The following is a 12003-nucleotide window of genomic DNA, read 5'->3' as shown; positions in this document are numbered from 1 at the left end:
AATAATCAAATAAATTACTTGTTGTTATTATTCCTTATCGTGCTATGCGCTAAGCACGGTGAGCTCAAAAAATAATAACAATCCAATCTCGAGCTCACTTTAATTTACTAGAGGGCTGTTCTTAAGTAATTTTCATTTATATTTTTTATTTATCATTTTATTAGCTTTTTGGAATCAGATATTTAATCGCAAAATCTTTACCGATACATTCTCCAAGGGATTTTCCCCAGGTAGCTGCTGTCTCATCTGTGAGTTTATCGGGGATTTTTGCATAGAGATCTTGCTGGCATTTACTGACACTTTCAGGAATTGCGGCCAGACATTGATCATGAGTCATTTTGATATCATCAAGTCGTTTTTTCAACTGAGCATCATTTTCGAATCCTTTACAAATAAGATCAGGTAGTAAAGGAGTAATTGATTTGAACCATTCATCTTTTGTAATACTAGTAGAAGTGCTGGATGCACTCGCACCTGTAGTGTCAGTACTTGTGGTGCTAGCAGTACTAGGGCTATCAGCTTGTACTGTATACGGTATAACGGTGCAACTAATAAAAACTGCTGTTACTGCAGATATAAGTCTACGCATGATTGAATCCTTTTAAAGGTGCTCAATTAATATAGTAGAACAATTATTGTTTGATTGTACAAAAAAATCTTGTTTTGATTAAAAATTAATCTAAAATATAAAGTGAAGATGAATAATAATTAGGGAATAATTATGGAAAAACAAAATCCTATTTTATCGTCGCTAGCTTATGCCTTATTCTTTCCACTCTTGTATTTTCTTTGTTTGTCTCCTGCTGATGCGAATACTTTTGTTTTCAATCCAAATACACTTTCATGGAAGGCTATTAACTCACAAGGCAAGGTAGTGCGCACAGGAAGAGCTTCGGGGGGCAGAAAATACTGTCCGGATATACACAGAGGGTGTAAAACGCCTTCAGGCGTTTTCTCAGTTTGGAGCAAGGGCGGTCCAGGATGTGTTTCCAGTCGATACCCCGTAGGGAAGGGAGGAGCTCCTATGCCTTATTGCATGTATTTTACTAAAAATTATGCGATACATGGTTCCTATGAAGTCCCTCATTACAACGCCAGTCACGGATGCATACGTTTGATCCCGAGTGATGCTAAATGGCTAAGTTATAATTTTATTAAAATAGGGACTAAGGTAATCGTTTATCCTTATTGAGCAGGATCTTGTTCTAGTAAAGCAGAATTTAATTTTCTGTTTACTAGGCAAGATGATTTTTACTCTTCATCATCCATGCTAAATGAGGAACCACACCCGCAAGTGGTTTTAGCATTTGGATTTCGGATCACAAATTGTTCCCCTTGAATCCCTTGAGTATAATCAATTTCAGCATCATGTAAATATTGATAGCTCATTGAATCAATAAGCAGTTTTACTGACGATGTTCCATCGGAGCATTGTTGTACTATTACAGTATCATCTTCATTAATCTCTTCATCGAAACTAAATCCATATTGAAATCCAGAGCAGCCCCCGCCTGTAATAGAAATACGAAGATTCAAATTGAAATTATTTTCTTCTCTAATCAGTTCAGCTACTTTATCTGCTGCACTAACAGAAAATCGGATGTCACTGGTAGTAGGGGATATATCTATAGCAGCCATTTTAACTCCCGTTGTATTCATATAATTATAATCTAACTATCCTAAATCAATTACTTATTTAGGATTATCTAATAATGTGTTCAATAGTAGCGCCACCCAAACATTGGTTTTTATCATAAAAAACAATATATTGTCCTGGTGTAACAGCACGTTGTGGATTTGAAAACATCACATAATGTTGATTTCCATCTTCAGGAGAAATCATGCATCCTTGTTCTGCTTGCCTGTATCTTGTTTTTGCATAACAAGTAAGTGGTAATTTATTACTGCAATCAGCTAACCAATGAATTGGACCACATATAAGACCATGCGCATAAAGCATGGGATGTTGACTTCCTTGCGCTACATATAAGGTATTAGTGCTTATATCTTTATCAACAACATACCAAGGATCATCTGTTGTGTTTTGTAGACCACCAATACCTAAACCTTGTCTTTGCCCTATAGTATAAAACATTAATCCATCATGTTTTCCTAATATTTCTCCCTCGGTACTTTTGATTTCTCCTGGGCGAGCCAAAATGAACTCTTGTAAGAAAGTCTTAAATCGTTTTTCACCAATAAAACAAATTCCTGTTGAGTCTTTCTTAGCTTGCGTGACTAATCCTAGCTTTTTGGCAAACTCTCTGATTTCAGGTTTTGTATAATCTCCAATGGGAAATAGTGTTTTTGCCAGAGCTTTGGGATTTACTGCATGAAGAAAGTAAGTTTGATCTTTATCTCTATCCTTTGCTTTAAATAAAAATCCAGTATCTCCATCGATGACGTTTTTAGCATAATGTCCCGTTGCAATATAATCGGCACCAAGGGTTAATGCATGGTCTAAAAAAGATTTGAATTTTATTTCTTTATTACAGAGTACGTCAGGATTTGGGGTTCTTCCCTTTTCATATTCACTCAAAAAATAAGTAAACACATTTTGCCAATATTCTTTAGAAAAATTGACAGTATGTAGAGGAATTCGCAATTGATTACATACTGCTTGAGCATCAGCAAGATCTTGTGCTGCAGGACAAAATCCGTCTTTGTCATCTTGCTCCCAGTTTTTCATAAACAAGCCTTCAACCTGATAGCCTGCTTCTTGTAATAACCATGCTGCAACTGAGGAGTCAACTCCTCCTGACATTCCGATAATAACTTTAGCTTTCATAAAATTGAGATACCGCTTAATATTAAAAAGTGAAAAAATTTAATTTTAATAAATTTAGATTTATATAATAGAGTTTAACTGTTTTTTCACCGTTAAAGCAAAAAATATAACATTCTAGGATAAGATAATAATGCTTCACTTACAAGAAATGGTCAAACATGGCTCGCAAAATAGAACAATAGAGCTCAAGGAACGTTTACCGAATTTTATAACTGCTCCATGTCATTTACATGTGACTTATCAGGTTGAGGCTAAGGAGGATTTTTACCTCGTTTATCTTCATGTTACAGGTGAATTACCTATTGAATGTCAGCGCTGTCTAGACGAATTTAATTTTCCATATGATAATAAGACAGTGATTGCGGTATGTCGTAATGATGAACGTGCAGAACAGATACTTGAACATTATGAGTGTATTGTTTCTGCTAATTTACAAATAAGTCTAGAGGACGTGCTTATTGACGAATTACATCTTTATGCACCACAATTTCATGCGCAAATGAGTGATTGCAGCAGTGAAATAAATCAAATTTTGATGGGAACAAAGTGAATTTTATTGAAATTTTATTGAATTAACACTAATATTCACGCTTTATGAATGCAAATTGTTTAGGAGTAATACAATGGCTGTACAACAAAATAAAAAATCACGTTCACGTCGTGATATGCGTCGTTCACATGACGGTTTAACTAAGCCAACGCTTTCTGTTGATGCAACTACTGGTGAAACACATCTGCGTCATCATATGACACCAGATGGTTACTATCGTGGTAAAAAAATTATTGATACTGATACCGTATACGAACAAGAGTAATTTTCTTGAAAAATATCACCATTGCAATTGATGCGATGGGTGGGGATCATGGATTAAGCGTAGTGATTCCTGCCTGTGTTCGCGCTGCGAAAAATAATCCTGAATTAAAGCTGATACTTGTCGGAGTTCACGATAAGGTACAAGCTTTTTTAAAAAAATATGGTGTATCGTCCTCAGATCAATTTTCTATAGTTCATGCCTCAGAAGTGGTAACAATGGATGAATTGCCTTCTCACGCTTTGCGTAACAAAAAAGACTCTTCTATGAGAGTGGCAATTAATTTAGTTAAAGAAGGCATGGCTCAAGCCTGTGTTAGTGCTGGAAATACTGGTGCATTAATGGCCACAGCACGTTTTGTTCTTAAGACACTCCCTGGTATTGATAGGCCTGCAATTGTTTCTGAATTACCAACGAAAAAAGGTAGAACCTGGGTTATTGATCTAGGCGCTAATGTAGATTCCTGCGCAGAGCATTTGTTTCAGTTTGCGGTTATGGGATCTGCATTAGTACAAGCAGTTGCCAATAAGCCTAAACCTAAAATCGCCTTATTAAATATTGGCGTAGAAGAAATGAAAGGAAATGATCAAGTCAAGCGTACTGCACATATGCTTGCTGAATGCTCAGTAATGAACTATGTGGGCTATGTTGAGGGAGATCATTTTTATAGCGGAGAAGTAGATTTAGTCGTTTGTGATGGTTTTGTGGGTAATGTTGCTTTAAAAGCTAGTGAAGGCCTTGCAAAGCTTTTTGTGAGTTTACTCATGGAATCATTTAGTAAGAACTGGTATACCAAGCTTTCTGCATTAATTGCACGTCCGGCATTGAGGCATCTTAAGAGGCGCTTCGATCCTTCTAGCTATAACGGGGCGAGTATGCTTGGTCTAAATGGTATTGTAGTTAAAAGTCATGGTGGAGCAAATGAACTTGGGTTCCAACATGCCATAGAGCAAGCAGTTTTGGAAGTAAAAAATAATGTAATTGATTTAGTGCGTGCTCAAATAAATGATTTTATAAATCAAGGGTTGCTGTTATGAAAAATGCTGTAATTAGTGGCACTGGAAGTTATATTCCCGAGAAACAACTGACTAATCTTGAACTGGAGTCAATGTTAGAGACCACTGATGAATGGATTGTCACCAGAACAGGCATAAGCAGTCGTAGTATTGCGCAACCTCATGAAACTACATCATATATGGCAGCTCAAGCTGCTGAGCAAGCATTAAATGCATCAGGTTTAGACGCTAATGAAATTGATTTAATAGTGGTTGCTACCTGTACTCCAGATCATTTTTTTCCTGGAGTAGCATGCTATGTCCAACATGCATTAAAGATTAAAAAACCTATACCAGCATTTGATGTCGGTGCTGCATGCAGTGGTTTTGTGTATGTTATGGATATTGCCAAACAATACATTATGAATGGCATGGCAAGACATATTCTGGTCATTGGTAGTGAAAGCATGTCCCGGGCAGTGGATTGGAGTGACCGAGCAACCTGCGTACTTTTTGGTGATGGTGCCGGTGCAGTAGTCTTAAGTGCAAGTGAGCGTCAAGGTATTGTAGGAAGCGTATTGCATGCATCTTACGATGCTGAAAAATTATTAAACCTAAGTAATGGAACATTTGATACGCAACGAGCCATGATAAGTATGCGCGGCAATGAAGTTTTTAAAATCGCGGTCAAATATATGGGAGATGTTGTTGATGAGGTTTTAGAGGCGAGTCAATTGACCAAAGCAGATATTCAATGGTTAATTCCCCACCAGGCAAATATGCGTATTATTCAAGCTATAGCTAAGAAGTTAGATCTGCCTATGTCTCGAGTGATTGTTACAATAGGTAGCCAAGGCAATACCTCGGCAGCTTCCATTCCTTTGGCTCTAGATCATTCTATTAAAACCAATCAAATAAAGCGAGATGAGCTATTATTGATTGAGTCCTTTGGTGGTGGAATGACTTGGGGAGCTATGGTTATTCGTTATTAATTAATTGTAAATTTAAATTAAAATCTAGTTCGGAGCTATTTTTAACATGGTAAAAACGGCGTTTGTATTTCCTGGGCAAGGATCTCAATCAATAGGGATGTTGGCTGATTTTGAGTTGCAATACTCTATTGTGGTTAAGACTTTTGCTGAAGCATCAGAGGCTGTAGGCTATGACTTATGGAAACTCATACAACATGGACCTGAAGAAAAACTGAATCAAACAGAACATACTCAAGTTGCAATGCTTACTGCAGATGTTGCTATATACAGGTTACTGATGCAACAAGGTATTGTTCAACCATGTATCATAGCTGGCCATAGTTTAGGTGAATATGCTGCTTTAGTTTGTGCTGATGCTTTATCCTTGTTTGATGCTGCTAGTTTGGTCAGCCGTAGAGGACAAGTAATGCAAAATGCAGTGCCCCTAGGATTAGGAGCGATGGCTGCACTGGTTGGCTTAACTGATGAACAAGTAAAAAATTTATGTGATCAAGCAAGTCGATCCAATGAAGTAGTTACGCCAGCAAACTATAATGCAATTGGACAAGTTGTTGTTGCTGGTCATACTCCCGCGGTGACACGAGTTTTGGGATTAGCTGAAGATGCTGGGGCTAGATTGGCTAAAATAATTCCTGTAAGTGTACCATGCCACTGTCCTTTATTATTTGATGCAGCGGAAGTTTTTGGTGAGTATTTAGCTAAAATCGAATTCAAAAAACCCAAGATTGATGTTGTTAGTAACGTGGATTTGAGTATTTATCATTCAGCAGAAGATATACGTAAAAAATTGCAAGAGCAATTATATAGTCCTGTACGATGGGTTGAGACAATACAACTTTTTAAACAAAATGGCATCGAAGTTGTTCTTGAGTGTGGGCCTGGAAAAGTACTTGGTGGGTTAATTAAACGAATAGATAGGAGTTTAAATACTATCAGTGTTTACGATACTATTAGCCTTGAACAGGTTGAGGAACAATTTGCATAAATGGCAAAATTGAGCTTTGCCAACAATATCTAACCAATTACTCAATACGTTGTGTTCCTCAAACAGGCATGAACATAGGCAAACTGGGTGTTAAAATAAATATTTAAAGGAAACTAAATGATTAATTTAGAGGGCAAAATTGCCTTAGTTACGGGAGCGAGCCGAGGAATAGGTCAAGCAATAGCTTCAAAGTTAGCACAACAGGGAGCTTTTGTTTTTGGCACAGCAACTACAGAACAGGGTGCTCAATCAATCAATGCTTATCTTGAGAAGGAAAAACTATCTGGAAAAGGCCTTGTACTCGATGTAACTAATTCAGAACAAATAGAAGAGGTGATGGGGAAGCTAAGCGATGAAAACCAATCTCCTTCAATATTGGTAAATAATGCGGGAATCACTTCTGATAATTTATTGTTACGTATGGATGATGATGAATGGTATAAAGTCATTGAAACCAATTTGAACTCTATATATAAGATGACTAAAGTTTGTATAAAGTCGATGTTTAGAGCACGATGGGGACGAATTATTTCTATTGGCTCAGTTGTTGGTTCAAGTGGCAACTCAGGCCAAGTCAATTATACTGCTGCCAAAGCAGGTATCGTCGGCTTTAGTAAATCATTAGCACAAGAATTAGGTAGCAGAGGAATTACTGTGAATGTTGTTGCACCTGGTTTTATCGATACGGATATGACGGCCTCATTACCAGATATGGTTAAAGAGGAAATGTTAAAAAGAATCCCTATGCGTAAGCTTGGTGAACCATCTGATATCGCTGAAGCCGTTGCTTTTCTAGCATCAGAAAGTGCTAAATATATCACAGGTGAAACAATTCATGTCAATGGTGGCATGTATATGAATTAATGCACTTGCGTTATCTGTATAAATGAATAAACTATACCACTTCCATTTAACTTTGACTATTTTTTTGGATTAGATGCTAAATTTGACTGATGAATTGATCTGTAAGTTAGCTCAAAGGAGTTCTTGCTAAGCAGTTAAAGTTAAGTGGAAGTAGTATGATAAAATACCTTTATAGTTTTTATATTTCTATCAACCGAAAGAGGAAAATCAAGTTATGAGTACAGTTGAAGAGCGTGTTCGCAAAATTGTTGTTGAACAATTGGGTGTTAAGGAAGAGGAATTAAAGAATGATGCATCATTCGTTGATGATTTAGGTGCTGATTCTTTAGATACCGTTGAATTGGTTATGGCTCTCGAAGAAGAATTTGAAACAGAAATTCCTGATGAAAAAGCTGAAAAAATCACCACAATTCAAGAAGCGATTGATTATATTGAATCTAATTTAAATAAAGAAGAAGCATAATATTTGTAATCACTCAGATCCCCTATATCAATGTTTGCGTGAGCGGTAGGATTTGAGTACAGCTTGTGAGAAAATTTTTCTAAGTAAGTGCAGCATATAAGTTGTGATATAAAGCATTGCTTAGGAAAATTTTCTCGCAAAATGTGCCAAATAATACTGTTCGTCCATAGGGGCTGACCACTTACTGATTTTTTGCTTTTATCTCGTCTCTCCTGCTAGACATGTGAGGGATAGAGTTTGTTTTAAGGAGCTTTCATTGAATAAGCGGCGTGTAGTAATTACTGGCATGGGTATGATTACTCCTGTTGGACTTAATGTAAAAGAAACTTGGCAAAATATATTAGCCGGCGTGAGTGGTGTTGTTTTGGCTGAAGAATTTGATCCCAATGAATACAGCACACGAATTTGGGCTAAGGTTAAGAATTTTAATATTGAGGACTATGTTCCGCTTAAAGATGCTCGTAAGATGGATGTGTTTACCCAATATGGTCTTGCTGCTGCTGACGAAGCAATTCTTGATTCGGGTTTAAAAATTGATGCGAGTTTATCAACGCGTGTTGGTGTAGCTGTTGGTGCAGGTATTGGCGGTATTCAAACCATCACGAATAACCAAGATAAGCTTATGGCAGGTGGAGCTCGAAAAGTTTCTCCATTTTTTATTCCGGCGGGCATTATTAATATGGTTGCCGGACAGATTTCGATTAGACATCAGCTTAAAGGCCCTAATATTTCTGTAGTCACCGCCTGTACGACCGGAACTCATAATATCGGTCTTGCTGGGCGTATGATTACATATGGTGATGCTGATGTTATGGTATGCGGTGGAGCAGAAATGACCTTAACTCCACTGTGTTTAGCTGGATTCTCTGCGGTACGTTCATTATCCAAACGTAATGAAGAGCCTGAAAAAGCATCACGACCTTTCGATAAAGATAGAGATGGTTTTGTTATGGGCGAGGGTGCTGGTGTTCTTGTATTAGAAGAATATGAGCATGCAAAAGCCCGTGGCGCAAAGATTTATGCGGAACTCGTAGGTTTTGGTATGTCTGGGGATGCTTATCATATAACTGCACCTGATGAAGATGCCGATGGTGCTGCTCGTGCAATGGAAGCAGCGCTACATGATGCGCATATTGATGTAGAACAAGTGGATTACATTAATGCGCATGGTACATCAACTTATTTAAACGATTTAAATGAAACGAAAGCTATTAAGCGAATATTCAAACAACATGCTTATGAGTTAGCGGTCAGCTCTACTAAATCTATGACTGGCCATTTGCTAGGTGCTGCTGGTGCAGTAGAAGCGATATTTAGTATTTTGGCAATAAGAGATCAAATTGTTCCACCAACCATTAATCTGGATAACCCAGATGAAGGGTGTGACTTGAACTATGTGCCTTATACTCCTCAAAAGAGAGATGTTAATTATGTTCTTAGCAATTCATTAGGTTTTGGCGGAACTAATGGTAGTCTCTTATTTAAACGGATCTAAATGGCATTTTTAAGACATAAAAAGTGGCTATTCTCTATTGCAATACTGTTTTTTATGTCTTGCATATTTTTTCTTGTGCCTATCTATATGCAGATAGCAAAACCCCTTGTTTCTATTCAAGGGGTTCCGGTAGTAATCACTCTTGATCGAACTACTACGGCCTCACAGTTTGTGCACACATTAAAGGAACAAAATTTAATTTCTGCCAGGACACCCCTTCTTATGGTGATTCGCTACACTGGCCTTTCCTCCCAACTCAAAGCTGGAGTATATGAAATAAAGCCTGGCGAAACGGCACTACAACTGCTTCATCGAGTTGTAGATGGTGATGTTTTAACGCAAAATTTCACGATTATTGCAGGAACTACCCAACAAAAAGTGACGCAAGATTTAACAAAAGCCGCTTATCTAAACTATCAAGCTAGTGATTGGAATGATATAAAAGGAAATTATCCTAATGCCGAGGGATTGCTGCTCGCGGATACTTACCAGTACCAAGGTGGAAGTAGCAGTAAGAGTTTATTAGAGCACGCGCATCGTAATTTAATTAATTACTTGAATAAGAGTTGGGCTAATAGAGCGCCTCATTTACCCTATAAAAATCCTTATGAATTGCTTACTGCGGCTTCGATAATCGAAAAGGAAACTGCTATTCCACAAGAACGAAAGTTGATTTCAGGAGTACTGATTAACCGCTTAAATAAAAACATGCCGTTACAGATGGATCCTACTGTAATCTACGGTTTAGGTGCTGCATACACGGGAAAACTATCTCATGATGATATGCAAATTGATTCACCCTATAATTCATATCGTTATAGAGGCTTGCCACCAACGCCTATTGCTATGGTCGGTAAAGAGTCTTTGGATGCAGCAGCGCATCCCCAACTGTCTAATTATTTATATTTTGTTGCTAAAGGAGATGGAACACATCAGTTTTCAGAAACTTATCAACAGCAAAAACAAGCAATTAACCAATATAAACGAAAGGATTTCTAAATGATCTCTTCAACGGGGAAGTTAATTGTTATCGAAGGATTAGAGGGTGCAGGAAAATCCACTGCGGTAAATACAGTAATCGACTTTTTAGCCGAAAGGCAGATCAACACAATCACCACACGTGAGCCGGGTGGGACGGCTATTGGTGAGATTTTACGTAATCTAATAAAAAATCCTGAGTATCGTGATATTTTGGATGATCGAAGTGAATTATTACTTCTTTATACAGCTAGAATCCAATTATTGAAACAAGTTATTGAACCTGCACTGCAAAAGGGTGTGTGGGTTATTGCTGATCGATTTGAATTGTCAACTATTGCTTATCAAGGTGGAGGTAGAGGGTTGGATCAAGAGATGATTAGCCATCTGTCTTCCTTTGCATTACAGGGATTGAAACCTGATTTGACTTTGTATCTAGATATTAGTCCTGAAGAGGGAATGCAACGTGTTAAGTCAAGGGGGGAACTTGATAGAATCGAGCAACAATCAATCGAATTTTTTCATCGAGTGCGTGATAGTTATCTTCAATACATCAAAATGAATCCCTATGTAGTAAGTATTAATGCCGCACTTCCATTAAAAAAAGTGCAATTAGCGCTTCAAAAAGCAATAGATGAGTTTATAGAGCATCAAACATGATCGCTTATATTCAAAAAGAAGAAAAATATTTGGCTCAATGGAATCAAATTCAATTAGCATGGCAAAAGGGGCGTGCGCCTCAAGGAATGTTATTTGTTGGTTCATTAGATTGTGCTTTAAGTGAGTTTATTCGTAAATTTGCTCAATTCATTTTTTGTAAGAAGGAAGAAAAACCGTGTGGTGAATGTATTGATTGCCGAATGGCCCTCTGTTCTGAGCATCCCGATCTGAAGTGGATTAAGCCAGAAAAAAAAGGAGGATCAATAAAAGTTGATTCAATAAGAGAACTACACGATTATGCTTATTTAACTCCCCAACGAGCAAATCATCGTTTGATTGTGATTGAATCAGCCGAACGGATGAATATCTCTGCTGCAAATTCATTATTAAAAATTTTGGAAGAACCCGCTCAACATATTTTGTTTTTACTGGTGGCACAGCAGTTGAGCACAGTATTACCAACAATCTTAAGTCGATGTCAGATAATGCATTTTGCATCATATGTTGATTTATCTACTTTAAATTTTCTGCAGTTGGGAGCGCGTTATCCTCAAGAATCAGAACAAATGGAAATTATAAACCAAGCTGAGTTTGTCTTAGATGGTTTGATTTCTGTGATTAAAGAGCAAACACATCCATGTATTGTGGCTGCGCAATGGAGCCAATTTGAGATTAATATTCTGTTGTGGTTTTTGTATTTGGTTTATTCACAAATACAAATAATACAAATTAATGGAATGATTAATGCTGGGTGTGCAACCCAACAGCTGCAAAGCTTAGCAAGTTTATTAAGTCCCGTTATGATTTTTGCTCAAATTGATAGAATAAATGCATTGCAGAGAAAATTAAGCCATAATATTAATGTAAATCAAACTTTAGCATTAGAGGATCTATTGTTGGCGATTCGCGGTGAATAGCTATCATATAAGATAAGCAGATTGCTTTTGGGGTTGATGAATAAGGAAATTAAG

At 37.3% G+C, this 12003-nt stretch carries 15 protein-coding genes; 12 read left to right on the top strand and 3 right to left on the bottom strand.

Annotated elements, in window-relative coordinates; genetic code table 11:
- Nucleotides 1-160: 160 nt before the first annotated feature.
- A complete protein-coding gene (locus EL220_RS09560; RefSeq protein WP_035905606.1) occupies nt 161-589 on the bottom strand; it encodes a hypothetical protein in 429 nt (142 codons plus the stop codon).
- 132 nt (nt 590-721) lie between these two features.
- Between EL220_RS09560 and EL220_RS09555 the strand changes: the two genes are divergently transcribed.
- A complete protein-coding gene (locus EL220_RS09555; protein ID WP_027269737.1) occupies nt 722-1192 on the top strand; it encodes a L,D-transpeptidase in 471 nt (156 codons plus the stop codon).
- A 59-nt stretch (nt 1193-1251) separates the two neighbouring features.
- Here the strand turns inward: EL220_RS09555 and erpA are convergent, their stop codons facing one another.
- Together erpA and mnmA are read right to left on the bottom strand one after the other, a co-directional pair.
- On the bottom strand, nt 1252-1638 hold the full coding sequence (gene erpA / locus EL220_RS09550; protein ID WP_027269738.1) for an iron-sulfur cluster insertion protein ErpA: 387 nt from the start codon (nt 1636-1638) through the stop codon (nt 1252-1254).
- 64 nt (nt 1639-1702) lie between these two features.
- A complete protein-coding gene (gene mnmA / locus EL220_RS09545; protein ID WP_027269739.1) occupies nt 1703-2788 on the bottom strand; it encodes a tRNA 2-thiouridine(34) synthase MnmA in 1086 nt (361 codons plus the stop codon).
- 130 nt (nt 2789-2918) lie between these two features.
- Between mnmA and EL220_RS09540 the strand changes: the two genes are divergently transcribed.
- The 11 genes from EL220_RS09540 (at nt 2919) to EL220_RS09490 (ending at nt 11949) form a co-directional block, all read left to right on the top strand.
- Nucleotides 2919-3338 (top strand): YceD family protein, encoded by a 420-nt coding sequence (locus EL220_RS09540; RefSeq protein WP_027269740.1) that lies wholly within the window; start codon nt 2919-2921, stop codon nt 3336-3338.
- A 73-nt stretch (nt 3339-3411) separates the two neighbouring features.
- Nucleotides 3412-3603 carry a 50S ribosomal protein L32 gene (gene rpmF / locus EL220_RS09535; RefSeq protein WP_027269741.1) on the top strand — a complete coding sequence of 64 codons (192 nt, stop codon included), beginning with the start codon at nt 3412-3414 and terminating at the stop codon, nt 3601-3603.
- A gap of 5 nt (nt 3604-3608) precedes the next feature.
- Entirely contained in the window at nt 3609-4637 is a 1029-nt protein-coding gene (gene plsX / locus EL220_RS09530) for a phosphate acyltransferase PlsX (protein WP_027269742.1), read from the top strand.
- Nucleotides 4634-5587: a beta-ketoacyl-ACP synthase III gene (locus EL220_RS09525; RefSeq protein WP_027269743.1), complete on the top strand. Its 954-nt coding sequence runs from the start codon at nt 4634-4636 to the stop codon at nt 5585-5587. Before plsX ends, EL220_RS09525 begins: the two co-directional genes overlap by 4 nt.
- Before the next feature lie 46 nt (nt 5588-5633).
- Entirely contained in the window at nt 5634-6572 is a 939-nt protein-coding gene (gene fabD, locus EL220_RS09520; RefSeq protein ID WP_027269744.1) for an ACP S-malonyltransferase, read from the top strand.
- A 117-nt stretch (nt 6573-6689) separates the two neighbouring features.
- The gene (gene fabG / locus EL220_RS09515) at nt 6690-7436 is read left to right on the top strand and encodes a 3-oxoacyl-ACP reductase FabG (RefSeq protein ID WP_027269745.1); all 747 of its coding nucleotides are present in this window, start codon (nt 6690-6692) and stop codon (nt 7434-7436) included.
- A gap of 214 nt (nt 7437-7650) precedes the next feature.
- Nucleotides 7651-7899 carry an acyl carrier protein gene (acpP, locus tag EL220_RS09510; RefSeq protein ID WP_003631752.1) on the top strand — a complete coding sequence of 83 codons (249 nt, stop codon included), beginning with the start codon at nt 7651-7653 and terminating at the stop codon, nt 7897-7899.
- A gap of 256 nt (nt 7900-8155) precedes the next feature.
- Nucleotides 8156-9394: a beta-ketoacyl-ACP synthase II gene (gene fabF, locus EL220_RS09505; protein WP_027269746.1), complete on the top strand. Its 1239-nt coding sequence runs from the start codon at nt 8156-8158 to the stop codon at nt 9392-9394.
- A complete protein-coding gene (mltG, locus tag EL220_RS09500; RefSeq protein ID WP_027269747.1) occupies nt 9395-10393 on the top strand; it encodes an endolytic transglycosylase MltG in 999 nt (332 codons plus the stop codon). It begins immediately after the preceding gene.
- Entirely contained in the window at nt 10394-11032 is a 639-nt protein-coding gene (gene tmk / locus EL220_RS09495; RefSeq protein WP_027269748.1) for a dTMP kinase, read from the top strand.
- Complete coding sequence (locus EL220_RS09490; protein WP_035905610.1) at nt 11029-11949, top strand: DNA polymerase III subunit delta' C-terminal domain-containing protein; 921 nt, start codon at nt 11029-11031, stop codon at nt 11947-11949. The genes tmk and EL220_RS09490 overlap by 4 nt, the downstream gene beginning before the upstream one ends.
- Nucleotides 11950-12003: the final 54 nt, after the last annotated feature.

It is taken from the genome of Legionella sainthelensi (assembly GCF_900637685.1).
Lineage (GTDB): Bacteria > Pseudomonadota > Gammaproteobacteria > Legionellales > Legionellaceae > Legionella > Legionella sainthelensi.
Note: the sequence above shows the minus strand (reverse complement) of the source record. Positions and strands in the feature narration are given on the sequence as shown.